Source organism: Actinoallomurus sp. CA-150999 (assembly GCF_050942425.1).
Lineage (GTDB): Bacteria > Actinomycetota > Actinomycetes > Streptosporangiales > Streptosporangiaceae > Actinoallomurus.
Genome location: NZ_CP192063.1, coordinates 7,425,950 through 7,450,197 on the forward strand (window position 1 = coordinate 7,425,950; position 24,248 = coordinate 7,450,197).

The following is a 24,248-nucleotide window of genomic DNA, read 5'->3' on the forward strand; positions in this document are numbered from 1 at the left end:
CCTGCGCAGGTCACCGGGCGGCGGTCACCAGGTGGTAGAGCAGGAGGAGCTGGGTGATGGCCAGCGGTTCGCTGTGCATGTCGCCGCCCAGGCCGCCCAGGGTCTCCGGTGGGTCGCCGGCGTCCACGCCGAGCCGCGACCAGATGGCCTTGCGCACCATCCGGCTCCCCCCGCCCTGGCGGTGCGTGAGCGGTTCACCGAACAGGTCGCCGCCGGGCAGGAGGCGGAACGCCGCCAACTGGCCGCCAGCCTCCACGACGGCATCACCCAGCGGCTGTGCAGCGTCTCTGATCAGCTTTGGGATCCGTAGTCACATTGAATTGGGTGTTGTGGCTGGGGGATCTGTCCACCGTGGTGGGGTGGCGTGGGCGTGCAGGTGGAAGCCTGCGCCCAGTGCCGCTCCTCGCGGCCGGTGCCGTGTCCGGTTCCGGCTGGTGGGGGTGCTTGAGCTGATCGTGTGCACGGGTGTGCGCGCGCCCTGGTACCGGCAGGCCACCCGAGGCAGCTTGTGGTCCGTGTGAGCGTTTCCCTCCGGACGCCGGCCCGCCGGCCCGTGGGGGCTGGAGGTGGAGGGTGCCCCGCGTCGCCTGGGCACGGGGCGTGAGGATCGGCGCGGGGTCGGTCCGGTCTTGGACCGATCACCCCCGCTGGCCTGGTGTTGCTCGGATGCGGGCGGGGCGACGACCGCACCCGCTTCAAGTTCATCGATCACGCGAGGGATGGCCATCTGGCCGGTGGCGCGCTCGACGACGGTCTTCGTCTGGTGGGTCAGGCCGCGGGCGGCGATGCGCCGCCACGCGCCGTGGTCACGGTCGCCTTGCCAGCCACAGTCGGGGTTGGGGCAGGTCGCCCATTTCCACCCGGGTTCGCCGGGGCGGTCAGGGGCCTTGCAGTGCCGCAAAGGGACCAGACACTGCGGGCAATGCTTGGAGGTGTTCTTCGGTGGGACGGTGACGACGGCGATGCCGGTCTCGGCGGCCAGGTGCCGCATGTTGCGGACGATCTGCCCCCGTACGGTCTGAGACAGGCGGGTGTTGAGGGTGCGGCCCATGCCCTTGGCCTCCATCGACCGCAGATCCTCCACATAAATCACACTCGCACCCGTGGCGATCGCCTGATCCACCACCCACCGCGCTGCTGCCCAGGCCAGTGCGTCGTTCAGGCCGGTGCGGCGGTCGGCCACGTGCTTACTCTCGGCCTGTAGGACGGCGTGTTTGGCGACCAGGTGATGGCCCTCCTGGCCGGCGATGAGGCGGGTGTAGGTGTCGGTTTTGGCGTGCAGGTGTTCACCATGGCGGCGCAGCCTGTGCTGGCGGGACATCACCCCGGCGGCCCGGAACATCGCGCCGGATCCTAGTGCGGTGACGGTGCCGTCTGGACGCAGCCGGCAGGCCCCGGCGCTGAGCAGGGTGTTCAGGCCCCAGTCGACGCCCAGCGCCGTCGTGTGACCCTTGCGTTGGGTTTTGGGGACGGGGTGAGAGAACGCCATGTCGGCGTGCACCCTGCCACCGGCCGGCCCGGTTGTGGGGTGCAGTGTGGGCAGGTGCAGCACCGCGTCCGGCGGGACGGTGGACGACAGCGTGAGTGGGCAGGCTACCCAGGTCCAGTCGGCGTACGAGCGCGGGCCCGGGCGGGTGGGCAGTTGCAGCCGCAGCAGCGCCCTGGCAGGGTCGTCTTCGGTGCGTTCCAGGGTGGCCTGCTGGCGGTCGACGGCGGCCAGCACCAGCATCCGCGTGGCGCGCGGCGCCTCTTCCAGTTCGAACACATCGGCGGGAAGCCGCCCACGAGCGTTGAGAAACACGGTGATCTGCCTGGTGCGCGCTTTGATCACACTGCCCGACAGAGACCGGCCGTCCGGGATCGCTTCACGGACGGCGTCCCACTCGGTCGGCGTGCGCTTATCCGGGTCGGCAGGCCAGGTTGCCAGGATCCCGGCGACCATCTGGGCGCGGTGCTGCGCACCGCGCAGGATCCGCCCGACCTGTTCCTGGGCCATCCGCACGATCCGGTCATTAACCTTGACTCCCTCCGGGGCGGTCACGCCCCAGCCCAGACGACGCAACGCCATCCACGCATTCGACGGCAACACGCGGCCCGCCTCATCCACCCCGCAGGCCAGCCCCGCCACATCACGGGCATTCCAGTGCCCGGCCAGCAGGCCAGCGGTCATCCCAGCGACCAGGTCCGAGCACCAGCCCACCCGCTCGGCCACCACCCGGGCCGTCAAGATCTCTCCGGTCTTCTCATCCACCCCGCCGCGCAGCAACACTTGGGCGGTCGCGGTCCGGGCCATCTGATCAGCGGCCAGCGCAAGCTTGCGGCTCATGCGACACGACCAGATGACATGCGACCAGGCATGTACGCACAGTAGCGACCCATCTCCGCAACCCGCTCGGCGATTCGAAGATTCGAGCGAGATCAGCCCGTCAGAGTATCGACCACCTACCAGCGAAGCGCCATCGAGTGCACCCGCTTTCGCCATCGTGAGCAACCACAGCAACTCGATGCCCCTCCCAGAGACCCAACATCACGGATCCCTAAGGAAACCCGTGAGCCTGCGGTTCCACCTCGACGCCGCGGCGGACGCGCGGGTCGACGCGTCGGAGTTCGCCACCGCGCAACTCGTACACGCCTGTGAGCTCGCCGACCTCACCTTCGACGAGGCGCGGGCGGCCATCAACGACCTGCGTCCTCCGGTGCTGGACGACCTCGGCCTCGCCGACGGGCTGGCGAGCCTGGCGCGGACCATCACCGGGGTCGAGGTCACCGTCGACGCCGACGAATACCGCCTGCCCGAACACGTCGAGATCGCGCTGTACCGCATCGCCCAGGAGGCCCTGCAGAACGTCGTGAAGCACGCACGGGCGGCGAGCGTCCGGGTACGACTGCGGCGCGCCGACGGCGTGGTGACGCTGCGGATCGCGGACGACGGACGGGGGCATCCGCGACGACGTTCCGCCGCCTGGTGACGGACCGGGCGGCGGCTACGGGCTGAGCAGCATGACCGAGCGCGCCGAGCTCATCGGCGGCAGCCTGGAGGTCCGCTCTCCTCCGGGCCGGGGGACGACGGTCGAGGCCCGTATCCCGATCCCATGACCGGCAGCCCGAGGCGGCGCAGCCGCGCGACGCGGGCTGGGACGGCAGGCTAGCCCGGGTCTTTCACGTCAGTCTGAGCTGATCGGCGGGTAGAAGCACGGGAGTGCCCGTCCTGCCTGATTCCTCCCGGGCTTGACGTATGCCGATATGGGCATACGATGACTGTCATGGCACGAGCAGCGACGACGTCGGACGTCTTCAACGCGATCGCCGAGCCGCAGCGCCGGGAGATCCTGGTGCTGCTGCGGGCGGGTGAGCGGCCGGTGACCGAGTTGGCTCAGGAGCTGGGGATGACCCAGCCGGGGGCGTCCAAGCACCTGCGGGTGCTCCGGGAGGTCGGGTTGGTGCGGGACCGCAAGGCGGGCAAGCAGCGCCTGTACGGCCTTGACGCTCGTGGGTTGCGGCCGGTTCACGAGTGGGCCGGCGGGTTCGAGCGGTTCTGGAGCGAGAGCTTCGACCGGCTGGACGCGTACGTGCAGGACCTGAAGCAGGCAAGGCAGGAGGAGTAGCTGATGAGCGCGATGGGACGAGGAGTGCCGGCGCAGTCCGCGACGGCCGACCGCGAGATCGTGATCTCCCGGGTCATCGACGCCCCGCGGGAGCTGGTGTTCGAGGCGTTCACCGAGGTGCGGCACCTGTCGCGGTGGTGGGGGCCGGAGGGGTTCACCACCACCACGCGGGCGTTCGAGTTCCGCGTCGGCGGGGAGTGGGACTTCGTGATGCACGGACCGGACGGGACGGACTACACCGAGTGGATCGCCTGGACCGAGATCGCCCCGCCGGAGCGGATCGAGCTGCTGCACGGTGAGTCCCGCGGCGACCCGAACGCCTTCGAGTCGGTCTTGACGTTCGAGACCGACGGTGCGGCGACCCGGATCGAGATGCGCACGGTGTTCCCCACCAAGGAGCTGCGCGACGAGGTGGTCGAGAAGTACCACGCGATCGAGGGCGGCGAGCAGACGCTGAGCAACCTGGCGGCCTACGTCGCCGAGATCATCCAGGAGAAGGAGGGCCGCTGATGGCCGGGAAAGTGTTCTTCAGTGTGTCGATGTCGCTGGACGGGTTCATCGCGCCCGCGTCCGTCGGGGACTTGATGGGGCAGCAGTGGGCGGAACTGCAGGCGTGGATATTCCCGCAGCGGTTCTTCCGGGAGAACCTGAAGCTCGGCGAGGGCGGTGAGGAAGGGCGCGACAACGACATCGTGCGGGAGACGTTCGAGCGCACGGGCGCGAGCGTGATGGGCAAGCGCATGTTCGACGCCGGCGAGCAGATGTGGCCGGAGGAGGCGCCGTTCCACACGCCGGTCTTCGTCGTGACGCACGAGAAGCGTGACCCCTGGGAGCGGCCGGGTGGGACCACGTTCCACTTCGTCAACGACGGCATCGAGTCCGCGCTCGACCAGGCCCGCGAGGCCGCCGGCGACCGGGACGTCCGCATCGCCGGCGGCGGCGCGACGATCCTGGAGTACGTGAACGCCGGCCTGATCGACGAGTTCACGATCGCGCTCTCACCCGTGCTGTTCGGCTCCGGAATCCGCCTGTTCGAGGGCGTGGACGCGGGCCGCGTGGCCCTGAGGCCGGTCCGCGCGGAGCCGACGCAGCGGGTGACCCACCTGACCTACACCGTCCACGAGCGGTAGGCGCACGGCGTACACGCCTGTGATCTTCGGAGTCACTCGACGACGACGGGATCGCTTTGCAGGCGCAGTGCGTCCTCGCTGGGCGGCATGCCGAACAGGCGACGGTACTCCCGGCTGAACTGGGACGCGCTGGTGTACCCGACGGCGTGTCCGGCACCGGCGATGTCGGTGGGATCGGCCAGCAACCGGAGCCGGGCCCGTTGCAGGCGCAACTGCTTCTGGTACTGCAGCGGGCTCATCGACGTGACCGCACGGAAGTGCCGGTTGAGGGAGGACACGCTCAGTCCGACATCCGCGGCAAGGTCATCGATCCTGATCACCTCGTCGTAGCGACTGTCGATCCAGGCGATCGCGCGAGCCACCAGAGCGAGCCGGCCGTCCGCGGTCCCGATCTGCCGGACGAGTCCGCCCTGCGGGCCGGTCAGCAGCCGCCAGTGGATCTCCATCTTCGCCGCGGGAGCGAGAACCCGTTGGTCGCCGGGAGAGTCGGCCAGGCGCAGCAGGCGCACGACGGCGTCGAGCAGTTCCGGTGTCGCGGTGCTCACCGACAGTGCCGGCCCGTCCGGCACCGGCGCGGCCGGCGGCCTGCCGTGGAGCAGCAGTTGGGCGATGGTCGACGGCTCGAGCGGAAGGCCGAAGGCGAGGAACGGCTCGTCGGCGCTGGCCTGCGTGATCTGCGATGTGAGCGGCAGGTCGACGGTCACGACGAGGAACTGGCCGGCCCGGTAGTCGAAGACCTGGTCGCCGAGCATCGACCGTTTCGCGCCCTGGGCGACGAGCGCGAGGACAGGTTTGGCGACGGTGCCCAGCGGCCGCGTCGTCGTGGCCGTGGCGAAGACGTAGATGTCGTCGATCCACCGCGGCCGGTGGTGGCCCGCCGTCAGCCGGGTGATCCGTGCCCTCAGCTCCGCCAGGTCGGACATTCGCCAAGTCAACCACGACCGGGGCGCGTATCACCATCGGCGCGTAGATGCGCGAATCATGCAAGGACCTGGGTGAATCATTCTAGGACGTCGACCGGGGAGCAGGTGAGATGGAAACGACAGCGACAGCGATTCCGTCCGGAGAGGTCCATGCCACTGACGTCGTACGTCACCCTCGGCCGCAGCGGTCTGCGGATCAGCCCGTTCACCCTGGGCACGATGACATTCGGAGAAGATCACGGCTTCGGCAGCGACCCTGCCGAGTCGCACCGGATCCTGGCCGCCTACCTCGACCGGGGTGGCAACTCCGTCGACACGGCCAACGTCTACACCAACGGCCACTCGGAGGTGATCATCGGCGACTATCTCACCGCGAATCCGGGGGTACGTGATCGGATCGTGCTCGGCACCAAGTTCTTCTGGAACCTCTACCTCGGCGACCCCAACGGCGGCGGCCCGGGCCGCAAGGCGGTCGTCCAGCAACTGGAGAACTCGCTGCGCCGGCTGCGCACCGACTACGTCGACATCTACTGGCTGCACAACTTCGACCCCGTAACGCCGATGGAGGAGACCCTGCGGGCACTCGACGACCTCGTCACCGCCGGGAAGGTCCGGTACATCGGTTTCTCCGATGTACCGGCATGGGCGACCGCGGAAGCGGCCACCATCGCCCGGTTCCGCGGATGGGCCCCCATCGTCGCGCTCCAGCTCGAGTACTCGCTGCTGGAACGCACGGCCGAAGGCGAACTCATCTCGATGGCGCAGGCGATGGGCATGGGCGTTCTACCCTGGGGCCCGCTCAAGAACGGCTTCCTGTCCGGCAAGTACTCCAGCACGGCCGGGGCGGGCACCGTCGACACGACCCGGGCCGCCCTGGTCGGCGCGCCGAGCGAGGATGACTACCGCGTGATCGACGTCGTCAACGAGATCGCAGCCGACCTCGGCGTGAGCGCGGCCACGGTGGCGCTGTCGTGGGTGCTCACCCGCCCCGGCATCACGTCCACCCTGCTCGGAGCCCGTCGCCTCGACCAGTTCGAGACCAACCTCGCGGCCCTTGAGCTCACCTTGAACCCGGACCACCGAAACCGGCTCGACGAGATCTCCGCTCCGCGTTTGAACTTCCCCGCCGAGAACAACGCCACGCTCGCCCCGGTGGCCCAGAACGGCGGCACCACGGTGGACGGGCGGCCAACCCCGCCGTCACCCCTGCTCACCGCACCCGGAACGATCTACTGATCGCCGTCTCCCCGACCGGTGGATCGCCCGGGTGAACCCGGCCCCTAAGGGCGGTCTCGGCTCGGACGTCACATGGTGTGGTGCCGACGGACAGCGGAAATGCTGGGGCCCACCGTCCACCGCCGGAGCTTCTCGGGGTTGCGTACGGCCCAGATGCGCGTGATCCAGTCGCCTGCGATGTCGAACGCGTACACGGTCACGGTGACGCCGTCCTGCTGGGCGACCAGACCGGGCCGACCGTTGACGGTACGCTCCAGGATCGTCAGGTCGGCCAGCCTGCCGACGAGATCGACGAGGCCGCGCGCGATCTGCTCGGGCCCTTCGACCGGGCGGCGCACGGTGGTGGCGAGGCCGCCGCTGTCGCCGGTTGCCGTGACACCCGGGTCGAGGAGGCCGATGAGGGCGTCGATGTCCTTGGCTTCCCATGCCTGCTTGAAGTTCCTGACGATGGCGGCCTGCCGGGCGGTCGGGGGCACGGGTGTCTGCGAAGTGCGGATGCGCCGGCGGGCCGATGAGGCCAGCTGGCGGCAGGCCGCCGGTGTGCGGCCGACGATGTCGGCGACTTCGGCGAAGGGGTAGCGGAAGACGTCGTGGAGGATGAAGGCGACACGTTCGGCCGGGGTCATCGATTCGAGGACGACGAGGAAGGCCATGTTGACCGACTCGTCGAGGGTGACGCGGTCGGCCGGGTCGATGGTGGTGCCGCCCGCCCGACCGCCTGGCCACTCCGCGGGTTCGGGTAGGGGCTCGGGGATCCAGTCGCCGACGTAGTTCTCCCGTCGGGCTCGTGCCGACTTGAGCAGGTTGAGGCAGATGCGGCCGGCGACCTTGGTCAGCCAGGCGCCGGGGGATTCGATGGCTTGCCGCTGCCCTGAGGACAGGGTGTACCAGCGGGCGTAGGTCTCCTGCACGGCATCCTCGGCTTCGGCGAGGGAGCCGAGGAGCCGGTAGGTGAGGTTGACCAGCTGACGCCGCTCGCTCATGATCGCGCTCAGCCTCGGGTCGGGTCGGCCGTCTCCCGGCTCGGATGGGGTGGTCATGGTGTCGCCGGCTCCCTCGGTCGCGTCTGTCCTCACCAGTTCGACAAGACAGCGGTCGTAAACGTGACGTTGGCGCCCCGCCTGACATTCCGAGCGCCCGTGTTGTCGGACCGGTGAAACACCATCCAGCACGCGGAAAGGAAGACCTCGCCATGTCGACGCCAACGACGACCGACACGACGACGGAGCAGGACGGCATCCAGTCGCGTCTGCCCGACCTCACCCAGCTCATCCCCGAGATGGCAAAACTCTCCGGAGCCGTGCGTAACGCCGTCCGGAACGGGCCGGTTCCGCAGACCACCATCAGCCTGATGCTGCTCCGCGCCGCACAGATAATCGGCAGCACCTACCACGCCATCTCGTTGACCGACAACCTCCGCAAAGCCGGGGAAACCGAGAAGCGCATCACCGCCGTGGCGACATGGCAGGACGCCCCCTACTTCACCGACGCCGAACGGGTCGCACTGGAACTCGTGGTGGCCGTCCTCACCCCGAACCCATTCGGGGAGCGCGTCTCCGACGAGCTATTCGCCAGGGCATCCGCGCTCTACGACGACGAGGCGCTCTGGACGCTCACCATGGCGATCGGCCACTTCTGCTTGTTCGCCCCGGTCGCTCTCATCGGCAAGCCGATCCCCGGGCGGCCTATCGGCAAGAACTACAGCAAGTAACGCCACGGTATCGACTGGACCGCCTACCGCTACGAAACATCCTCTGACGGTTCGTACCGACGGCCCCGGCAGGCGCCGGGGCCGTCGCCGCCGGATGGCGGATGACTGGGGCGAGGGCCGGCCGGGTAGCGTTCGGCGAATGCAACGTCATCAAGTGATGGAGGCGTTCAACGCGGAGGCGGAGCGGCTTTCGGCGGCGATGCGCACGCTGGGCGAGGATGAGTGGTCGCGGCCGACGGCGTGCGAACCGTGGACGGTACGGGAGCTACTCGGCCACGTGATGGTCGCCATCGCCTGGCTGCCGGGCATGCTGGACGGAGATGCCCCGCCGCAGGCGACGGTCTCCGCCGTCGACTACTACCGGCACGATGCTCGTTTCTCACCTGAGACCAACGATCGGCGTGTCGAACTGGCCCGCGAGCGCGCGGCGCAGGTGCCCAGTGGGAACGACATCGTTCCGGAGTTCGACGACATCTGGACAACGGCGGCCCGCCTGTGCGAGACGGAGCCTGACGACCGCGTGGTCCGTACGCGTCACGGTGACCCCATGCTGCTGACCGACTTCCTGGTCACGCGCGTGGTCGAACTGGCCGTACACGGCATGGACCTCGCCCTCGCGGTCGGACGTCGGCCCTGGCTGACCGAGCCCGCCGGCGATCTCCTCACCCGCTTGCTCCTTGGGCCTCGCGGGCTCGAAGAAGTACGCCGCCTGGGCTGGGATCAGGTGACGTTCCTGTGCAAGGCCACCGGCCGGGAGCCGATGACCGACGCGGAGACCGCCGAGGCAGAGCGCGCGGGCATCCGCTGGCTGAGCCTCGGCTGAGAGCCTTGGCGCGTGGAGCCGCTCAGCCGGCCGATGACTCACCGGGGCGTCGGCTTGCGGCTTCTGGCCGTGAATCAGCCCTGCCGATCGGGCAGCGCCCATCGCCGTCACGATTCGGGCAGCAGGCCACGGTCAGGTCGACGAAGTTGCCGCCGCGGAGCCACCAGGCCCAGACGACGTCGTTGCCCCGGGTTAATGCGTCCAGGGCGTTGGAGGTCATCGCCTCCAGGGGTGGGGCCTCCCGCTGCTGTTCGAGATGCATCCGGGAGCCGGCGATTTCGGTGTGCTGCTGCGACAGCCAGGTCACCGCGTCGGCGGGGTCGTCCCAGGTTCCCTGGATCATTCGAGCGGGCCTGGCGAGCCAGGCGCTGGTCGCCTCGGGTGGGACGGTGGCGGTCTGGAACTCGGCGGTGCCGGCTCGTCGCGCGTCATCGAACGGTTTGATCGCCTCGCCGGGGCCGCGATACAGGTATCCGTGGAAGTGCACCAGTGATCGTCCTTATCCTCGTGGGGGGCGTCCCCCCGACTCCCTTTCGGGGGGACGCCCTTTCACTCACGGCATGCCGATGACGGCGATCTCGACGCAGGCCTCACCGTCGTCGCCGGTATAATCGCCGCACCGACGCATGGCCTTGCGCCACACCGCTTCGTTCACAAACTCACCTCCCTTCTGTGTCCTCACCGTGACCCTCCGTCGCGTACGGAGGGAGTCCATTCGCAGGCGACGGCCGCGCAGGGTGTTATCGCTGCGGCGGGGTCGGGCGCGGCCAGGTCTCGGCGATGGCCTGCCGGAACTCGACCAGCACCTGGCCGTACAGCACCCAGCGGCGTTCCTCCAGCTCACGCTGGGTGCGACCGCGAATCTTGTACTTTCCGGAAGCGGAGACGGCGACCCACTCCCCCGTCAGCGGGTCCTCCTGCACGGTGAACCCCGGGATCATCGGGACCGCGTCGGGACCGGTCATCGGCCGAACCCCGCGATCTCGGCCGGGGTCAGGGTCACGCCGGGCTTGGCCAGGACGGCGTGGACGACTTTGTCCATGTCGCCGACCTCGACCCAGACGAGGTCGGCCACGGCCTCGCTGATCAGCATGCCTCGCCCGTTCGTGTCGGTGGGATCCGGCTGCTTCTTCGTCGGGAGTACGCCGGGATAGGGGTCGCGGACCCGCAGGCGAGCCCACCGCGCGTGCGCCTCGACGGCGAGCCAGATGCCCGGCTCGACGCTGGACGCTGGCTCCTCCAGTGTCCGGACGCACCGGATGGCATTGGTAACCAGCTCTGAGGTCACCAGCTCGACGTTGTAGACGAAGTCCGGATCAGCAGGGGTCAGCGACCGTCGGGCGGTGCACCGAGCCAGGGCGACGGCTTCGGGCATCGGCTGGATCTCGACCCAGTCCGGGCCTGGAGCGAAGGCGCATGCGACGCGCCCCGATCTTTTCGGTGACGGCAGGTGTTGCGTCATGGAGGGCCCCCGGAGGTGGGAGTGGATCGCTACCCAACGTAGGTCCACGGCTACGGTGCGCTTCACTATGCTCTGCCTATTAGCTAATTCGCAATTAGGTTGATGCGATTAGTCAAGATCTATTAGAGATTCGTGTATTGATGTCCGATTCTGCGACGAACGCTCTACGATCAGTGACCGCCACAAGGAATCTGTGCGCGTGAGAGGGACGACGAGATGGCCGACGCCAGGCACAGCCCGACGGTGCGCCGCCGTCGGCTCGCCAGGGAACTCCGGAAGCTCCGCGAGGAAGCGCGCATGACCGCCGACGAGGTCAACCGTCGGCTCGAGTGGGCGAACGGCAAGGTGAACAAGCTGGAGCGGGCGTTGACCGTCCGGCCTCGCGTCACCGACATCCGGGTGCTCCTGGACACCTATGACGTGACCGACAATGCCCTTCGCGAAGCGCTGTTCGACCTGACCAGGCAGGCTCGCCAGCGCGGCTGGTGGACCGCATACGGCCCGCTTGATGACAACTACGTCGAGTTCGAGGCCGAAGCCTCAAAGATCAGCACGTACGAGCTCGCCGTCATCCCGGGCCTGCTCCAGACGCCGGAGTACGCCCGTGCGATCCAGCACGGCTGGCTGACAACGGACCATGAGGAGATCGAGAGCCTGGTCCGGCTGCGTGTCGAGCGGCAGAAGATTCTGGCCGCTACGAACCCACCGAAGCTCTGGGCAATCATCGACGAGAACGCCCTAACACGCTCCTTCGGATCGTACGAGGCCAAAGTCGAGCAGCTTCAGCGACTCATCGACACCGAGCGTATGGACCACGTCGTCGTCCAGGTTCTACCGACGGACGTACCGCCACATCCGGGACTTCACGGCCCGTTCGTAATCCTGGATTATGAGGAGGATCCAAGCCTGGTCTACCGCGAGGCACGGCCGGGCTCCACCTACGTGGAAGGCGCCGCCGAGGTTGCGGAACGACGGACCATCTTCCAGCAGCTGTGCGAGACGGCGCTCGGGCCAGATGAATCGATCGCCTGGCTCAGGCGGTTGGTGAAGAAGACTGAATGAGGTAGCACAGCGTGTTCCAATCCTCCACCGACTGGCGCAAGAGCAGCCGTTCCGGCAGCGGGTCAGGCAACTGCGTCGAGGTCAGAATCGTCACCAACGCCACAAGCGCCTAGCTGGCTGCGTGCGAACTCGCGATCAGCGAGTCCGTCGACTACCTGAAGCGGATCATCGACCAACAGCTATGAGAGGGCAGAACCTTGTCCCAACCCTCGGCCACCGACTGGCGCAAGTCCTCCCGTTCCCAAGAGGGAGATGGCAACTGCGTGGAAATCGCCATCGTCACCGTCCAGGAGCAGATCAAGCGCTGACCTACGGGAAACCGAACGCCTCAGCGTGCTGTCGCTGGGGCGTTCTGCGTTAGAGGACGTCGCGAGCAGTGCGGCGGAGCGCTGCCTCGCCGACCAGGGCGAGGACGAGGATGAGGAGCGCGACGGGCACCAGGTACGGCAGGGGCCCGTGCATCATCGCGGAGCGCAGCCAGGGGTCGCCGAGCCGGAAGGCGACGCCTGGCAGGCAGCCGAGGGTCGCGACCAGGGCACGGGCGAGCTGGATCCAGTCCAGTCGGGTCGCCGGGTACAGCGCGACGAGCGGGAAGACCAGCGCCTCGTACCAGGGATAGTAAACCGGCGTGGTGACGACCCATGCCGTGCAGATCGCCAGCGCGGTCCCCAGCCAGGCGGCCCCCTTGCCCAGATCGTACGGGCGGGTGCGCAGGAGAAGGGCTGCGACCGCGACGGCGAGCACGAGGGACGCGAGCGACAGCCATGACGGAAGCCGGCCGATGAGCGGGATGAGCAGCTGCCACGGCGTGTTCCACGACGGCGACTCGCTCCGCCGGGTCGTCGCCGTGATCCCGGCGGTGCCGATCACCGCGTACCCGGCGACGAGGATGGTGGTCGCGCCCACGCCGAGAGCGAGCAGGGAGCGCGGCGCGCGTCGTACGGCCCAGGCCGCTCCGGCGCCGAGCAGAAGATAGGGCGCCTTCACCGCGGCGGCGGCGCCGAGTAGCAGGCCGGCGAGGCCGCTTCGGAGGATCGCCGGGCCGGCCACCGCGAGGCCGGCCACCGCGAAGCCGACCGCGAGGCCGTCGACGTGCGCCCCGCCGATCAGCGCCCACAGCATGAGCGGGTTGAGCGTCCACAGCAGGTGTACGCGGACCCGCCGCGACCGGTCCGGGCCCGCGAGCCGGTCGAGCGCGAGCGCCGCCGCGAGGAACGCCAGGGCGTTCCAGATCTTCAGCCAGAACACCGTCGAGGTCGCCGAGCCGCCCGGCATCTCCGATGCCGCCCATTCGGTCGCTGTCGCCAGCGGTCCGTACACCGACGGGATGTCCTGCCACGGTTCCGGCGCGAGCGCGCCCACCGGGTCCCCCTGCGCACGGAACTGCCGGGGCGTCATGACGTGCGGGTTGTAGCCCAGTGCCGCCATCCGGCCGTACACGACGTAGTCCATCGTGTCGGTCGTCCCCATCGGCGGGGCGATCACCAGCACCGCGATCGCGAGCGATCCGACGGCCACGAGCCGGCCCGGGCGTGGCCGCCAGCCCTGGCGTACGGCCAGCAGCCCGGCGGTGAGGCTGATCACCCCGCTGATCATCGCGGTCCACAGGATGCCCGTGACCCAAAGGTCCGAGTCGGGTGTCCAGCGGAGCCGCGGGAAGAGACCGTCGCCGTCGAGCGGCGGAACGGTCGCGGGGAACCGGCACAGGCCGGCCAGCGCCATGAACGCGATGCTGACGCAGAATCCGGTGATCGTGAGAATTGGGAGAACACGCAGGACCCGTGAGGTCTTGGGATCCATCATCAGACGAGGCACGATACGGGCGCCACATGAACCAGGCCCGAGGAAAAGGCGGCCGGGACCGAACGTCTTAAGAGCGCCCGGCAGTAGGCGTCATTTGAGTCTCTTGATGGTGGGGCGGTCGTCCCAGCGGTAGAGCGCGGTCGCACGGCGGATGAGCATGCGGAACGTGACGATGGCCGCGGAGAGGTAGAGGTCGATGACGCGGCTGCGTCTTTCGGCGCAGCGCCGTAGCTTTTCGAAGCCGTTCATCCACGCGTGGCTGCGTTCGACCACCGAGCGTTCGCCGGCCTGGACGGGTGCGGGCACGCCCTTGCGGGTGATCTCGCCGGTGAAGCCCTACTCGGCCGGCGCGGTGCGGGTCTTGCCGCTGTCGTAGCTGCGGTCGAGATTGATGTTGATCTGCTCGGGTAGCTGTCCGACCTGCTCCCTGGCGGCCTGCAGGGTCGGGGTGGCCGAACCTCGAAAAGGGGGCTGGGTACACCCTCTCGCGTAGACCTAACCGGCTGGGTGACGGCTGTTCCGAACCATAGCCTCGTCCGCATGGAGTCACCTACGGGCAAGCGAAACGCCCAAGTCGCGGCGACGTGCGCCGGCGCCGCCCTCACGGCCGCAACCTCCGCATGCCTAGGCGGCCCTCGGCCGTCCAGGCGCTTCAGAACCGCGCTGATGGTATCAACTCGGTGCCGCCGCACCGATTAGCCGGGTACGCATATCAGGCGCCCGAATTGGCGACCCACCGGACGTAAAGACGAAATAATTAGTTAACGTGCAGGATAAGGAAGATGCAAAGATTTGACGTAAGCTCTCGGTCGCCCACTGCGGCGACATCAACACCGTCGCGGATATTGAATGTCGACGCCTTGCGCGGATTTGCCCTATTGGGCATCATGGTCGTCAATATCGCGTACTTTGCTTCAGGGTACCCGATACATGGCGCCGTGGATCCGGCTTATACTTCGGGCGAAGACAAGGCTGTACGCTGGCTAATCGCCTTTGTGTTTGAGATGAAGTTCTATCTGATCTTTTCTTTTCTCTTCGGATACAGCTTCACGCTCCAGATGGATTCGGCGGCCCGTCAGGGAGCGGTATTCACCCCGCGCATCCTGCGTCGTCTTGCGGGGCTTCTGACGCTGGGCTTTGTCCATGCCGTGCTGCTCTTCTACGGCGATATCCTTTCCTGCTACGCGGTGCTTGGGCTGGTCCTCTTCGCCTTGCGGGGCATCAAGCCCCGAACCGCTCTGATTGTGGCCGGCGCGCTCGTCGGGATGGTGGTGGTCACACTCCTGCTCGCCGACGGCGCGGCTGCGAGCGATCCGGTCGCCGCACTCGCGGAGGGCCATCGGACCACGACTGCTATGCGAAACAGCCCCGCGAGCTTCATCACCAGCAATATTCATATTCTGCCCCTTATGGCGGCGACACTGGTGGTGCAGGGTCTCAGCTCCTTCGCCGCGTTTCTTGTTGGTTTTGCTGCGGGCAAGCGCCAAGTGCTGGCCCGCATCAAGGAACACGGCCGAAGTCTGCGGCGCATCCAGTGGGTAGGCTTTCCGGTCGGACTGGCGGGAGCGTTTTACCTGGCCAGCAGCGGCAGCGCTGTAAGTGGCAGCGATCTCACCCCGGTCGCAATGACGATGCTGACCGGCCCTTTCCTGGCAGCCGCGTACATGGCAACAGCGTTGCGCTTCTTTCAGACAGAGCCTGGCAGTCGCGTCATGGCCGCCCTCGCGCCTGCAGGCCGGATGGCACTCACCAACTATCTGAGCCAATCCCTGATCTGCGCTGTTCTGTTCACAGCGTACGGATTCCGCCTAGCCGGCCATGTCTCACCGCTGGGTGCCCTCCTGTTGGCCGTGGCCATCTTCGGCGCGCAATTGTGGCTGAGCAAGAAATGGCTTACCGGTAACATTTACGGTCCTGTCGAGTGGCTCCTACGTGCGATTACACTGGCGAGACTCCCGGCAATGAGGGCAGGCTCCAAGTCTGGGGACTAGGGTGACCGTACGCCTGGAAATCGTTTTTAGGGCACATTGATGGGTGAGACAGCGGCAAGACCCGCACCGCGCTGGCCGATCCTCACCTTCATAATCACGGTCAGTCCTCGGGCCCGATCGGAGTGAACAGGATCCGCTTTAGTTCCTCGCCGGCTTCCTCCGAACCGGCGTCCCACAGCCGCTGCAGCTCGCGCAGGTCTCCAGCCGCGACCGCACGGCGGGTGAGCAGGTGTCCCGCCCGTTCGCAGCCCTCGTCCAGCAGTTCGTTCAGCTCGTCCAGGTCATCGCGGACATCGGCCAGGTCCGCCAGCCGATCCAAGGCCTGCTCGTTGCCCTCGTCGGCCAACGCGCGCAGAGTGTCCCGATCCGGGGTCATGCCTACCATGCCTCCATGCTGGGACCTTGCCCTTAGGGCAAGGTCAAGTGCGGGAGTATGAGCAGGTGATCACCATCGGCCAGCTCGCCCGGTACGCAGGTGTGACGATCAAGACGATCCGGGTCTACCACGCCAAGGGACTGCTGCCCGAGCCCGAACGCGACTCCTCCGGCTACCGGCGCTACACCGCCCGGCACGCCATCGACCTCATCAAGATCCGTACCCTCGCCGAGGCAGGAGTGCCCCTCGCCCGCGTCCGGGAGCTCCGCGCCGCCCCCGACGCGGACCTCCGCCAGGCCCTCCACGACGCCGACGCCGACCTCACGGCCCGCATCCGCAGCCTCCGCCGCACCCAGAAACGGCTGCGACGTCTCGCGGCCGGCGACGCCGACCTGCTGCCCCCTGGAGTCAGCGCCCACCTCGACCGGCTGCGCGAGTTCGGATTCAGCGGCCGCTGGGTGGAGCTCCAGGCCGACCTGTGGGTCCTCGTCTTCGCCGCCCACCCGGAGACGGCGACCGAGTTGCTCCACGACCAGGCACAATCCGTCGCCGACCCCGCCCTACGGCAGATCTTCCTCGACTACGACCGCGCCTACGACCTCGACCCTCACGACCCCTTCATCGAGGAATTGGCAGGTCGCATGGCCGACGCCACCCGAGACCGATATGACCTCGACAGCCTGCCAGGGCAGGACACCGGCTCCGACATCCCCGCCCTGATCCAAGGGACCGTCAATGCCTCATCACCGGCATGGCAGCGGCTCGACATCCTGGTCCGCCAACAGCTCTACCCCTGAGGGCTCCACGTCGACGATATGGAGCCCTTCAGCGCGGAGCCGGCGACAGGAGGGTTCAGTAACGCAGCAGCTCGTGCTGCCATTCGGTCTCGGGCTGGTTGTGCAGTTCGAGGTATGCCTGGGCGAGCACTGCCGGGTCGAAGCGCGCTTCGCCGCCGCCGATCTCCTTCGTGATCGTGACGCTGGTCGCGTGCACGCCCGTTCCCGCCAGTTGGTCGTGAAGTACTTGCACGTACGCGCGCAGCGCGGCCTTACCGACGGACAGGGATGCGAAGTCCTTGGAGGGGGACAGCGCGTAGCCGCCGCCGGTGAACAGGAGGCTCCCGCGACCATCACGCAGCTTGGGCAGGACGGCGTCGGCCGCGACCCTGGCGCCCAGGACATTCATGGCCGTGACGTTGGCCCAGTCCTGGTCGTCACCGCCGATGGGCGAGTCCCGGCGGAGCACCCCGACGTTGTACACGAGCACGTCGGGAGCGCCCAGCTCGGTGATCGCGGAGTCGAGAGCGGCGCGCAGGTTGGCGGGGTCCGCGGCGTCCGCGACGTAGCCGCGGACGTCCTGGCCAGTGGAGGCAAGCTCGGTGGCGTAGGCGTCCAGCCTCGCCTTGTCGCGGGCGAGCATGGCGACCGGGTGTCCAGCATTGGCGAATGTGCGTGCGAGCGCGAGGCCGATGCCAGGTCCGACGCCGACGATTACTGCGGTTCCGAGGGCCATGGCAATCCTTTCTTCGATGGGATGGGAGGTCATGGTTTCAAGGCAACCAGCACTGCCGACGGTGCGGCAGGACGTGTTAAGGGGGTACTGGCAAGTCCTCCTTAACCGTCTCACCTGCGCATACCGTGGAAGGCATGGACCGTCGCCGCCAGATTCAGGAGTTCCTGGTTTCCCGCCGGGCGCGGATCAGCCCCCAGTCGGTCGGGCTGCCCGTGGCGGGACGTAAGCGGCGGGTGCCGGGGCTGCGCCGCGAGGAGGTCGCCGCCCTGGCTGGGCTCAGCGTCGACTACTACATCCGGCTCGAACGCGGCGCGCTCAGCAACGCCTCCGACAGCGTCCTGCACGCCATCGCCCGCGCGCTGCAACTCGACGCCGCCGAGCAGGCCCACCTGATCGACCTGGCTCGCGCCGGCCGGCGGTCCGCCGCGTCCCGGTCCCACCGCACCTCGCCCGCGGCGATCGCCCCGCAGGTGCAGATGGTCCTCGACGCCCTCGTCGGCGTCCCCGCGCTGGTGCGCAGCCCCACCCTCGATGTGATCGCCACCAATTCCCTCGCTCGCGCCCTGTACAGCGTGCTCTACACCGACGTGCGCAAAGCGCCGAGCGTCGCCCGGTTCACCTTCCTCGACCCCCACGCCCGCCAGTTCTGGCGCGACTGGGACCAAGTCGCCGACGACCTCACCGCCCACCTGCGCGCCGCCGCCGGTGCCAACCCCTTCGACCGCGCCCTTACCGACCTCGTCGGCGAGCTGTCCACCCGCAGCGACACCTTCCGCGAGCTGTGGGCCCGCCACGACGTGCGCGCCCACGAACGAGGCATCAAACGATTCCAGCACCCGGTCGTGGGCACGCTCAATCTGCGCTACGACCTCCTCCAACTGGCCGCCGAACCCGGCCTGACGATGATCACCTACACCGCCGAACCGGGAACGACCTCACACGACAACCTGTCCCTCCTCGCATCCTGGGCGGCCAGCCAAGAGAACGACATCGACCAGAACCAGGGCGCGCCCTCACGCCATGTTTGATCCCTTACCTGAGCGAGGCGAGAACACGGTCCGCGTCTCAGAACACCAGGCCCCGGCCGGCCGAGCTCGGCAGGTCGCATGGCGGCCGCCACCCGAGACCGATCAACCTGCTCGGCTCATCGCGGCTCGGTGCGAACGGGCCGGTGTGACGCCCTCGAGGCGGAGGCCCAGGCTCGGAGCCGGGTGGGTTGTGGTCAGTTCGAGTGCGTTCCTCCTGTGGGGGCGGGCCTGAGCAGCCGGCTCGCGGCTGCGGCGGCCAGGGCGGCCGCGGCGGCGATGAGCAGGCTGGTGCGCAGGCCCGGTAGGAAGCCGGCCGGTTGGGCGAGCAGCGCACCGAAGACGGCGACGGCCAGGGCGCCGCCGACCTGCCGGCTGGTGTTGAACACCCCGCTGGCGACCCCGGCACGGTGGTGCGGGACGGCGCCCAGCAGGACGGCGGTCACCGGCGGCATCACCAACGGACCGGCCAGCCCGACCAGGACCATCATGACGGCCAGCGCCCAGACCGGTGTCGAGGCGGGCGCGAGGGCGAGGATCGCCAGGCCCGCCGCCATGAGGACCAGGCCGGCGGTGACGAGGGCCCGCGCGCCGACCCGTTCGGCGATGCGCGCGCTGAACGGGGTCAAGGCGGCGCCGGTGAGCATCATCGGCAGGAACGCCGCGCCGGTGGCCAGGGCGGACAGCCCCCGCAGCTGCTGAAGGTACAGGCTCATCACGAACGGCAGCCCGTAGTAACCGACGACGAACGCGAAGCCGACGGCCACGCTGACCGCCACCGTACGGGAACGGAACAGGTCCAGGGGCATCATCGGGTGGGCGCCGCGCGCCTGGGCGGTGAGGAAGGCGGCGAGCGCCGTGGCCGCCACCGTGAACGCGACGATCACCCGGGGTGCGGCGAAGCCGACGGCGCCGGCTTCGATCGCCCCGTAGGTCAGGCCGCCCATGGCCAGCACCGCGGTGACCTGACCGACCCGGTCGAACGGTACGGGCCGATGCGGCGAGCGCTGCGTACGGGCGAGCAGGATCAGGGCCGCCGCGGCGACGGGCAGGTTGATGAAGAAGATCAGCCGCCAGGTGAGCAGGGTCAGCAGGCCGCCCAGGACAGGGCCGCAGGAGGAGGCGATGGCACCGCCCATCGCCCACACCGCGACCGCCCGCCCCCGCCGGATCGGGTCCGGGTAGGCGTGGCCGATCAGCGCCATCGAGGAGGGCATCATCACGGCCGCCGCCGCGCCCTGGACGAACCGGGCGGCGACCAGCGCACCCAGGTTCGGTGCAAGGCCGCAGGCCGCCGACGCGAGCGCGAAGATCGCCAGCCCGGCGCCGAAGGCGCGGCGCGCGCCGGCGCGATCGGTCAACGAACCGGCGGACAGCAGCAGTGCGGCGAACATCAGCGTGTAGCCGTCGACGACCCACTGCAGCCCGGTGATGCCGCCGCCGACGTCATGCCGGATCGAGGGCAGCGCGACGTTGACGATGACGGCGTCGAGGGTGATGACGAAGAAGCCGAGCACGGCGGCGGCCAGCACGGCGCCCGCGAAGGCACGGGGCCGGGCGGCACCGGCACCGGTGGTCGTGGGGACGGTGGACGGGTTGGACATCAGCGGTGATCTCTTCGAAGGTGAGAATGGGCGAATCGACGGGCTGCTCAGGGCTGCGACAGCACCGTGACGACGCGCCGTACGTTCATGGCGCGGCCGGCCTCGGCGGCCCGGCCGAAGCGCGGGGCCAGGACGGGCGACCGGTCCTCAGCGCCTGAGCATCACCCAGGAAATCCCAAGTGGGCCGGGCGAGGGAGTCCTCGTTGTTCCGTGTACTGACAGAACACCCCACGGCACCGCAGACCGGCCTAACCTCGGAAGACATCGACAACCGCAGTGAGGTCCGCGAGTTCCTGGCCTCGCGGCGGGCCAAGATCACAGGTCTGGTACACGTTGGGTCATGACGGATCTGATCGAACTGACCGGCCGGACGGTGATCGTCACGGGCGCGTCGTCCGGGATCGGCGAGGCCACCGCGCGGCTGTTGCACGCCGCCGGGGCGTATCCGGTGCTGGCCGCGCGCCGGGCCGACCGGCTGGCCGCGTTGAGCGAGGAACTCGACGGGGCGCTGGCGGTGCCCACTGACGTGACCGACCCCGCGCAGGTGCACGACCTGGTCGCGACCGCACTGGACCGGCACGGGCAGATCGACGGCTTGGTGAACAACGCCGGCGCCAGCATCCAGGGACCGATCGCCGACATCGATGTCGCCGAGTACCGCAAGATCCTCGACCTCAACGTGGCCGGCCTGGTCGACGTCACCCAGGCGGTGCTGCCGGCCATGCGGGAGCGGGGCTTCGGGCGGATCGTGAACGTCAGCTCGGGCACCACCCGCCGGGTCGCGACCGGGGTGGGGGCGTACGCGGCGACCAAGTCGGCGGTGAACATGATCAGCTCGGTGCTGCGAGAGGAACTGGCCGCGGACGGGATCGCGGTGTCACTGCTGCTGCCCTCGGTGACCGCGACCGAGTTCGGCAACGGCATCTTCAAGGACGGCGTGCCGCCCCGGCCGGGCATGGTGGTACACCGGCCGGAGTACGTGGCCGGGGTGGTGCTGCGGCTGCTGCGCACCGGCGAGGACACCTTCGACATCCCGCACGGCCCCGAGCAGCCCGACATCATCCGCGTATCTGAATAAGGGGTCACACACGGCGGCCGGCGGAAACGCGTTCCGCCGGCCGCCGTGCTCGGGTCGGGTCATGCCGCTTGCGGCTCTCCTGATCGGGCGTAGCGGCGGTCGGCGAGTTCGTCCGGTGATGCGGGGGCGTTCGGCAGAAGTGGGCCGGCCAGGGCCGTTGTGACCAGCGCCATCAGTACCATCATGGTGAACATTTGGCCGTCGAGGACACCGAGGCTGACACCGACGTTGAGGATGATCAGCTCGGTCAGACCGCGGGTGTTCATCAGCAGGCCGAGGGTGCCCGCTTCACGCCACGACATTCCGGTGAGCTTTCCGGGGGCCGTCGCGCCGATCATCTTGCCGGCGCAGGCGACGAGGATGATCGCGGCCAGTTCGATGACGTTGCGGCCGGAAAGGGCACTGATATCGACGTTCAGGCCGGTCACGATGAAAAAGACCGGCAGGAGCACCATGCTGATTCCATCGAACGGCCGCTTTACGCCTTCGGCGAGGACATCGAACGGCTCGCGCGGCATGATGACGCCGAAGGCGAAGGCGCCGAAAATGGCGTGGATGCCGATCCACGTCGTGGCGTAGGAGGACAGGAAGAGCCCGGCCACGAGCATGATGACGTACAGCGGCGGCACCCGGTCGGTGACCCACTTCCGAGTCATGGAGGCCAGCACCGGGCGTACGAGCAGCGCCATGATCGCCACGTAGACCGCCGACAGGATGCCGATCTGCACCATGTGCCCGGTGGCGCCATTGGCGGTGACGATCGCGGCGGTCAGCGCGAGGAGGCACCACGCGAGCACGTCGTCGATGGCCGCGCTGGCCAACGCGAGAGCGCCCACGCGGGTCCCCATCATGCGGTGCTCGGTCAGCATCCGGGCGAGCACCGGGAACGCGGTGATGGACATCGCCGCGCCCATGAACAGCGCGAACGCCGTGAACGACGTGTGGTGGCCCTTCACGGTCCTGTGGTGGGAGTACAGCAGCATCGCCAGGGCGATGCCGAGACCGAAGGCGAGCGCGATCGAGCTGATCGAGACCGCGCCGGCCGCGCCGCGGCGCCCGTTCAGCAGACGTCTGTCGAACTCCCAGCCGATGCCGAACATGAAGACCAGCAGCCCGACCTGTGCGATCGCCGACAGGTACGGCCGCCCCTCAGCCGGGAAGATGTGGGCGGTGGGGTTGCCCGGAAGCAGCCCGAGCAGGCTGGGTCCGAGCGCGATACCGGCGATGATCTCGCCGATGACCGGTGGCTGTCTCAGATGTCGTACCAGGCGACCGAGGATCGCCCCGACGACCAGGACAATCGCGATGTCGGCCATTACGGCCGCGATCATTAAATCGGAATGCTGCGCAAGGCTCTTCATGGAACGCTCCATTCCAGAGTGAGCAGATCGGAATTACCGGATGGCGCTTGTCATGATCACACGGCACCCGAGATCACGCCATAGGTCGCGGCACCCGGCTTCTGCGTTCTCACGAGTCTTGATCTTTTCCTCAGACCGACTAGGCGCGACTAGTCGGTCGCCAAGTCGGTGAAGACTCGGCTGGCGAGGAAGTCCTCGGGGCGCAGCGTGCTCAGCTCTGCCCGGCCGACCTCGCCTCCCTCGGCGAGCAGGCGGGCGGCGTGCCGGAGGCGGGCGCGTTCGAGGGCGTTGCGGACGCTGCGCGCGTTGGCGAACCGGGGCCGGCGGCGGCGCCGCTCGAGATAGTCGCGGAACACCGGCTCCGTCTGCGCCGCCAGCACGTAGCCGTCGCGGCGCAGCATCAGGGCGCCGATCGCCTCCAGCTCCTCCACGGTGTAGTCGGGGAACTCGATGTGGTGCGCGATCCGGGAGCTCATCCCGGGGTTGGACGTGAAGAAGGAGTCCATCCGGTCCCGGTATCCGGCGAGGACGACGACGAGGTCGTCGCGGTGGTTCTCCATCATCTGCAGCAGGATCTCGATCGACTCCTGGCCGTAGTCGCGCTCGTTCTCGGCGCGGTAGAGGTAATAGGCCTCGTCGATGAACAGCACGCCGCCCATCGCCCGTTTGAGCACCTCCTTGGTCTTCGGGGCGGTGTGTCCGACGTACTGGCCGACGAGGTCGTCGCGCGTCACCGCCACCAGGTGGCCCTGCCGCAGGTAGCCGAGTCGGTGCAGCAGCTCCGCGAGCCGCGTCGCGACGGTGGTCTTGCCGGTGCCCGGGCTGCCGGTGAAGCACATGTGCAGGTTCGGCGGGGCGGTGCCGAGCCCGAACCTCGCGCGCAGCCGATCGATGAGCAGCAGCGCCGCGATCTCCCGGATCCGGGTCTTGACCGGGACCAGCCCGACCAGCTCCGCGTCGAGGGCGTCGAGCACCTGGCCGATCCGCGACTCCGCCTCCGCGCGCGCCAGGTCGACGCGCGCGTCATGCGGCAAGAGCTCCCCCGGAACATCATCGGAACCGTCCGCGTCGTACGAGCCGCCGGCACCCGTCGCGCGCATGTCGAAGCCGAGACGTGCGGTCATCGCGCCCGGTACCTCTCGCCGGCCGGCCGGTCCAGCGCGTACGGGTGCGTGCGGTAGCGCACCCGCCGGTCGGCGGTCTCCGTACGGTCCAGGCGGAAGCCCGGCTCCGCGGTGGGGCGCTGGACGATGAACGACAGCGCGGTCGTCTGGCGTCCGTAGCGGGCGTCGTAGGCGTTCAGCCGTACGTAGTCGTGCGGGTGGGCGCGGCGGCACTCGTTGATCTCGTGCAGCACGCCGGCCGCGTCGCGCAGATCGAACATCGGCAGGCCCCACATCTCCCAGTACGCGTTGCGAGGATGCGGGTCGTCGGTGAACTCCACCGAGCAGGGCCAGCCGTTGCCGAGCGCGTACGCGATCTGCGCGCTGATCTCCCCGTCGGTCAGGTCGGGCAGGTACGAGAAGGTGCCCTGGGCGATGCGCAT

The 24,248-nt window shown here is 68.6% G+C and carries 29 protein-coding genes and 1 pseudogene; 15 read left to right on the plus strand and 15 right to left on the minus strand.

Going from position 1 to position 24,248, the window contains the following annotated elements; translation table 11 throughout:
- Positions 1 to 10: 10 nt before the first annotated feature.
- Both ACQP2O_RS34340 and ACQP2O_RS34345 read right to left on the minus strand, forming a co-directional pair.
- Positions 11 to 256 carry a hypothetical protein gene (locus tag ACQP2O_RS34340; RefSeq protein WP_433172416.1) on the minus strand — a complete coding sequence of 82 codons (246 nt, stop codon included), beginning with the start codon at positions 254 to 256 and terminating at the stop codon, positions 11 to 13.
- A gap of 54 nt (positions 257 to 310) precedes the next feature.
- A complete protein-coding gene (locus ACQP2O_RS34345; RefSeq protein WP_433172418.1) occupies positions 311 to 2,326 on the minus strand; it encodes a zinc ribbon domain-containing protein in 2,016 nt (671 codons plus the stop codon).
- Positions 2,327 to 2,549: 223 nt separating this feature from the next.
- On the opposite strand from ACQP2O_RS34345, the gene ACQP2O_RS34350 reads away from it, so the two are divergent.
- The 5 genes from ACQP2O_RS34350 (at position 2,550) to ACQP2O_RS34370 (ending at position 4,735) form a co-directional block, all read left to right on the plus strand.
- On the plus strand, positions 2,550 to 2,969 hold the full coding sequence (locus ACQP2O_RS34350) for a sensor histidine kinase (RefSeq protein WP_433172420.1): 420 nt from the start codon (positions 2,550 to 2,552) through the stop codon (positions 2,967 to 2,969).
- Positions 2,941 to 3,096 carry an ATP-binding protein gene (locus tag ACQP2O_RS34355; protein WP_433191249.1) on the plus strand — a complete coding sequence of 52 codons (156 nt, stop codon included), beginning with the start codon at positions 2,941 to 2,943 and terminating at the stop codon, positions 3,094 to 3,096. The genes ACQP2O_RS34350 and ACQP2O_RS34355 overlap by 29 nt, the downstream gene beginning before the upstream one ends.
- A 167-nt stretch (positions 3,097 to 3,263) precedes the next feature.
- Positions 3,264 to 3,605 carry an ArsR/SmtB family transcription factor gene (locus tag ACQP2O_RS34360; RefSeq protein WP_433172422.1) on the plus strand — a complete coding sequence of 114 codons (342 nt, stop codon included), beginning with the start codon at positions 3,264 to 3,266 and terminating at the stop codon, positions 3,603 to 3,605.
- Positions 3,606 to 3,608: 3 nt separating this feature from the next.
- Positions 3,609 to 4,115, plus strand: coding sequence for an SRPBCC family protein (locus ACQP2O_RS34365; RefSeq protein WP_433172424.1), 507 nt, complete (start codon positions 3,609 to 3,611; stop codon positions 4,113 to 4,115).
- Positions 4,115 to 4,735, plus strand: a complete 621-nt coding sequence (locus ACQP2O_RS34370) for a dihydrofolate reductase family protein (protein WP_433172426.1) — start codon at positions 4,115 to 4,117, stop codon at positions 4,733 to 4,735. The genes ACQP2O_RS34365 and ACQP2O_RS34370 overlap by 1 nt, the downstream gene beginning before the upstream one ends.
- Before the next feature lie 32 nt (positions 4,736 to 4,767).
- Here the strand turns inward: ACQP2O_RS34370 and ACQP2O_RS34375 are convergent, their stop codons facing one another.
- Entirely contained in the window at positions 4,768 to 5,658 is an 891-nt protein-coding gene (locus ACQP2O_RS34375) for an AraC family transcriptional regulator (RefSeq protein ID WP_433172428.1), read from the minus strand.
- A 150-nt stretch (positions 5,659 to 5,808) separates the two neighbouring features.
- On the opposite strand from ACQP2O_RS34375, the gene ACQP2O_RS34380 reads away from it, so the two are divergent.
- Positions 5,809 to 6,894, plus strand: coding sequence for an aldo/keto reductase (locus ACQP2O_RS34380; protein ID WP_433172430.1), 1,086 nt, complete (start codon positions 5,809 to 5,811; stop codon positions 6,892 to 6,894).
- Between the two features lie 68 nt (positions 6,895 to 6,962).
- Here ACQP2O_RS34380 and sigJ read toward each other — a convergent pair whose 3' ends face one another.
- Positions 6,963 to 7,934, minus strand: coding sequence for an RNA polymerase sigma factor SigJ (sigJ, locus tag ACQP2O_RS34385; protein ID WP_433172432.1), 972 nt, complete (start codon positions 7,932 to 7,934; stop codon positions 6,963 to 6,965).
- 152 nt (positions 7,935 to 8,086) lie between these two features.
- Here sigJ and ACQP2O_RS34390 point away from each other — a divergent pair, with 152 nt between their 5' ends.
- Together ACQP2O_RS34390 and ACQP2O_RS34395 are read left to right on the plus strand one after the other, a co-directional pair.
- The gene (locus ACQP2O_RS34390) at positions 8,087 to 8,605 is read left to right on the plus strand and encodes a carboxymuconolactone decarboxylase family protein (RefSeq protein WP_433172434.1); all 519 of its coding nucleotides are present in this window, start codon (positions 8,087 to 8,089) and stop codon (positions 8,603 to 8,605) included.
- 139 nt (positions 8,606 to 8,744) lie between these two features.
- On the plus strand, positions 8,745 to 9,428 hold the full coding sequence (locus tag ACQP2O_RS34395) for a maleylpyruvate isomerase family mycothiol-dependent enzyme (RefSeq protein ID WP_433172436.1): 684 nt from the start codon (positions 8,745 to 8,747) through the stop codon (positions 9,426 to 9,428).
- A gap of 22 nt (positions 9,429 to 9,450) precedes the next feature.
- On the opposite strand, the gene ACQP2O_RS34400 is transcribed toward ACQP2O_RS34395, so the two are convergent.
- From ACQP2O_RS34400 to ACQP2O_RS34410, 3 genes are all read right to left on the minus strand, one after another.
- Positions 9,451 to 9,915: a hypothetical protein gene (locus tag ACQP2O_RS34400; RefSeq protein ID WP_433172438.1), complete on the minus strand. Its 465-nt coding sequence runs from the start codon at positions 9,913 to 9,915 to the stop codon at positions 9,451 to 9,453.
- Between the two features lie 253 nt (positions 9,916 to 10,168).
- Positions 10,169 to 10,393, minus strand: coding sequence for a hypothetical protein (locus tag ACQP2O_RS34405; RefSeq protein ID WP_433172440.1), 225 nt, complete (start codon positions 10,391 to 10,393; stop codon positions 10,169 to 10,171).
- Positions 10,390 to 10,803, minus strand: a complete 414-nt coding sequence (locus ACQP2O_RS34410; RefSeq protein ID WP_433172442.1) for an ATP-binding protein — start codon at positions 10,801 to 10,803, stop codon at positions 10,390 to 10,392. The genes ACQP2O_RS34405 and ACQP2O_RS34410 overlap by 4 nt, the downstream gene beginning before the upstream one ends.
- 303 nt (positions 10,804 to 11,106) lie before the next feature.
- Here ACQP2O_RS34410 and ACQP2O_RS34415 point away from each other — a divergent pair, with 303 nt between their 5' ends.
- From ACQP2O_RS34415 to ACQP2O_RS34425, 3 genes are all read left to right on the plus strand, one after another.
- Positions 11,107 to 11,952 carry a helix-turn-helix domain-containing protein gene (locus tag ACQP2O_RS34415; protein ID WP_433172444.1) on the plus strand — a complete coding sequence of 282 codons (846 nt, stop codon included), beginning with the start codon at positions 11,107 to 11,109 and terminating at the stop codon, positions 11,950 to 11,952.
- An 11-nt stretch (positions 11,953 to 11,963) separates the two neighbouring features.
- Positions 11,964 to 12,065, plus strand: coding sequence for a DUF397 domain-containing protein (locus ACQP2O_RS34420; RefSeq protein ID WP_433172446.1), 102 nt, complete (start codon positions 11,964 to 11,966; stop codon positions 12,063 to 12,065).
- Between the two features lie 84 nt (positions 12,066 to 12,149).
- Positions 12,150 to 12,260, plus strand: a complete 111-nt coding sequence (locus ACQP2O_RS34425; RefSeq protein ID WP_433172448.1) for a DUF397 domain-containing protein — start codon at positions 12,150 to 12,152, stop codon at positions 12,258 to 12,260.
- A gap of 49 nt (positions 12,261 to 12,309) precedes the next feature.
- Here ACQP2O_RS34425 and mptB read toward each other — a convergent pair whose 3' ends face one another.
- Together mptB and ACQP2O_RS34435 are read right to left on the minus strand one after the other, a co-directional pair.
- Positions 12,310 to 13,755 (minus strand): polyprenol phosphomannose-dependent alpha 1,6 mannosyltransferase MptB, encoded by a 1,446-nt coding sequence (mptB, locus tag ACQP2O_RS34430; protein WP_433172450.1) that lies wholly within the window; start codon positions 13,753 to 13,755, stop codon positions 12,310 to 12,312.
- Between the two features lie 90 nt (positions 13,756 to 13,845).
- A pseudogene (locus ACQP2O_RS34435) lies at positions 13,846 to 14,202 on the minus strand (IS5/IS1182 family transposase); the annotation flags it as partial.
- A 398-nt stretch (positions 14,203 to 14,600) separates the two neighbouring features.
- Between ACQP2O_RS34435 and ACQP2O_RS34440 the strand changes: the two are divergent.
- Positions 14,601 to 15,746: a DUF418 domain-containing protein gene (locus tag ACQP2O_RS34440; RefSeq protein WP_433172452.1), complete on the plus strand. Its 1,146-nt coding sequence runs from the start codon at positions 14,601 to 14,603 to the stop codon at positions 15,744 to 15,746.
- Between the two features lie 100 nt (positions 15,747 to 15,846).
- Here ACQP2O_RS34440 and ACQP2O_RS34445 read toward each other — a convergent pair whose 3' ends face one another.
- Positions 15,847 to 16,122, minus strand: a complete 276-nt coding sequence (locus ACQP2O_RS34445; protein WP_433172454.1) for a hypothetical protein — start codon at positions 16,120 to 16,122, stop codon at positions 15,847 to 15,849.
- A gap of 47 nt (positions 16,123 to 16,169) precedes the next feature.
- On the opposite strand from ACQP2O_RS34445, the gene ACQP2O_RS34450 reads away from it, so the two are divergent.
- Positions 16,170 to 16,919, plus strand: coding sequence for a MerR family transcriptional regulator (locus tag ACQP2O_RS34450; protein WP_433172456.1), 750 nt, complete (start codon positions 16,170 to 16,172; stop codon positions 16,917 to 16,919).
- A 55-nt stretch (positions 16,920 to 16,974) separates the two neighbouring features.
- Here the strand turns inward: ACQP2O_RS34450 and ACQP2O_RS34455 are convergent, their stop codons facing one another.
- Positions 16,975 to 17,634 (minus strand): SDR family NAD(P)-dependent oxidoreductase, encoded by a 660-nt coding sequence (locus ACQP2O_RS34455; protein WP_433172458.1) that lies wholly within the window; start codon positions 17,632 to 17,634, stop codon positions 16,975 to 16,977.
- Between the two features lie 134 nt (positions 17,635 to 17,768).
- Here ACQP2O_RS34455 and ACQP2O_RS34460 point away from each other — a divergent pair, with 134 nt between their 5' ends.
- Positions 17,769 to 18,662, plus strand: coding sequence for a helix-turn-helix domain-containing protein (locus tag ACQP2O_RS34460; protein ID WP_433172460.1), 894 nt, complete (start codon positions 17,769 to 17,771; stop codon positions 18,660 to 18,662).
- Positions 18,663 to 18,856: 194 nt separating this feature from the next.
- Here the strand turns inward: ACQP2O_RS34460 and ACQP2O_RS34465 are convergent, their stop codons facing one another.
- The gene (locus ACQP2O_RS34465) at positions 18,857 to 20,263 is read right to left on the minus strand and encodes a DHA2 family efflux MFS transporter permease subunit (protein ID WP_433172462.1); all 1,407 of its coding nucleotides are present in this window, start codon (positions 20,261 to 20,263) and stop codon (positions 18,857 to 18,859) included.
- Between the two features lie 340 nt (positions 20,264 to 20,603).
- Here ACQP2O_RS34465 and ACQP2O_RS34470 point away from each other — a divergent pair, with 340 nt between their 5' ends.
- Positions 20,604 to 21,341 (plus strand): SDR family oxidoreductase, encoded by a 738-nt coding sequence (locus tag ACQP2O_RS34470; RefSeq protein WP_433172464.1) that lies wholly within the window; start codon positions 20,604 to 20,606, stop codon positions 21,339 to 21,341.
- Between the two features lie 59 nt (positions 21,342 to 21,400).
- Here ACQP2O_RS34470 and ACQP2O_RS34475 read toward each other — a convergent pair whose 3' ends face one another.
- The 3 genes from ACQP2O_RS34475 to ACQP2O_RS34485 all read right to left on the minus strand — a co-directional run bounded on the left by ACQP2O_RS34475 (position 21,401) and on the right by ACQP2O_RS34485 (position 24,248).
- Complete coding sequence (locus ACQP2O_RS34475; RefSeq protein ID WP_433172466.1) at positions 21,401 to 22,702, minus strand: cation:proton antiporter domain-containing protein; 1,302 nt, start codon at positions 22,700 to 22,702, stop codon at positions 21,401 to 21,403.
- 149 nt (positions 22,703 to 22,851) lie between these two features.
- Positions 22,852 to 23,826, minus strand: coding sequence for a CbbX protein (cbbX, locus tag ACQP2O_RS34480; protein WP_433172468.1), 975 nt, complete (start codon positions 23,824 to 23,826; stop codon positions 22,852 to 22,854).
- A complete protein-coding gene (locus ACQP2O_RS34485; RefSeq protein WP_433172470.1) occupies positions 23,823 to 24,248 on the minus strand; it encodes a ribulose bisphosphate carboxylase small subunit in 426 nt (141 codons plus the stop codon). The genes cbbX and ACQP2O_RS34485 overlap by 4 nt, the downstream gene beginning before the upstream one ends.

What these genes read in the sequence shown, in the direction of transcription:
- ACQP2O_RS34365 (WP_433172424.1), top strand. Translation starts at nt 3,609, where the DNA reads ATGAGCGCGATGGGACGAGGAGTGCCGGCGCAGTCCGCGACGGCCGAC.
- ACQP2O_RS34465 (WP_433172462.1), bottom strand. Translation starts at nt 20,263, where the DNA reads ATGTCCAACCCGTCCACCGTCCCCACGACCACCGGTGCCGGTGCCGCC.
- ACQP2O_RS34485 (WP_433172470.1), bottom strand. Translation starts at nt 24,248, where the DNA reads ATGCGCATCGCCCAGGGCACCTTCTCGTACCTGCCCGACCTGACCGAC.
- ACQP2O_RS34370 (WP_433172426.1), top strand. Translation starts at nt 4,115, where the DNA reads ATGGCCGGGAAAGTGTTCTTCAGTGTGTCGATGTCGCTGGACGGGTTC.
- ACQP2O_RS34475 (WP_433172466.1), bottom strand. Translation starts at nt 22,702, where the DNA reads ATGAAGAGCCTTGCGCAGCATTCCGATTTAATGATCGCGGCCGTAATG.
- mptB (WP_433172450.1), bottom strand. Translation starts at nt 13,755, where the DNA reads ATGATGGATCCCAAGACCTCACGGGTCCTGCGTGTTCTCCCAATTCTC.
- ACQP2O_RS34410 (WP_433172442.1), bottom strand. Translation starts at nt 10,803, where the DNA reads ATGCCCGAAGCCGTCGCCCTGGCTCGGTGCACCGCCCGACGGTCGCTG.
- ACQP2O_RS34345 (WP_433172418.1), bottom strand. Translation starts at nt 2,326, where the DNA reads ATGAGCCGCAAGCTTGCGCTGGCCGCTGATCAGATGGCCCGGACCGCG.
- ACQP2O_RS34395 (WP_433172436.1), top strand. Translation starts at nt 8,745, where the DNA reads ATGCAACGTCATCAAGTGATGGAGGCGTTCAACGCGGAGGCGGAGCGG.
- cbbX (WP_433172468.1), bottom strand. Translation starts at nt 23,826, where the DNA reads ATGACCGCACGTCTCGGCTTCGACATGCGCGCGACGGGTGCCGGCGGC.
- ACQP2O_RS34375 (WP_433172428.1), bottom strand. Translation starts at nt 5,658, where the DNA reads ATGTCCGACCTGGCGGAGCTGAGGGCACGGATCACCCGGCTGACGGCG.
- ACQP2O_RS34390 (WP_433172434.1), top strand. Translation starts at nt 8,087, where the DNA reads ATGTCGACGCCAACGACGACCGACACGACGACGGAGCAGGACGGCATC.
- ACQP2O_RS34470 (WP_433172464.1), top strand. Translation starts at nt 20,604, where the DNA reads ATGACGGATCTGATCGAACTGACCGGCCGGACGGTGATCGTCACGGGC.
- ACQP2O_RS34460 (WP_433172460.1), top strand. Translation starts at nt 17,769, where the DNA reads ATGGACCGTCGCCGCCAGATTCAGGAGTTCCTGGTTTCCCGCCGGGCG.
- ACQP2O_RS34380 (WP_433172430.1), top strand. Translation starts at nt 5,809, where the DNA reads ATGCCACTGACGTCGTACGTCACCCTCGGCCGCAGCGGTCTGCGGATC.
- ACQP2O_RS34360 (WP_433172422.1), top strand. Translation starts at nt 3,264, where the DNA reads ATGGCACGAGCAGCGACGACGTCGGACGTCTTCAACGCGATCGCCGAG.
- ACQP2O_RS34405 (WP_433172440.1), bottom strand. Translation starts at nt 10,393, where the DNA reads ATGACCGGTCCCGACGCGGTCCCGATGATCCCGGGGTTCACCGTGCAG.
- sigJ (WP_433172432.1), bottom strand. Translation starts at nt 7,934, where the DNA reads ATGACCACCCCATCCGAGCCGGGAGACGGCCGACCCGACCCGAGGCTG.
- ACQP2O_RS34455 (WP_433172458.1), bottom strand. Translation starts at nt 17,634, where the DNA reads ATGGCCCTCGGAACCGCAGTAATCGTCGGCGTCGGACCTGGCATCGGC.
- ACQP2O_RS34415 (WP_433172444.1), top strand. Translation starts at nt 11,107, where the DNA reads ATGGCCGACGCCAGGCACAGCCCGACGGTGCGCCGCCGTCGGCTCGCC.
- ACQP2O_RS34445 (WP_433172454.1), bottom strand. Translation starts at nt 16,122, where the DNA reads ATGACCCCGGATCGGGACACTCTGCGCGCGTTGGCCGACGAGGGCAAC.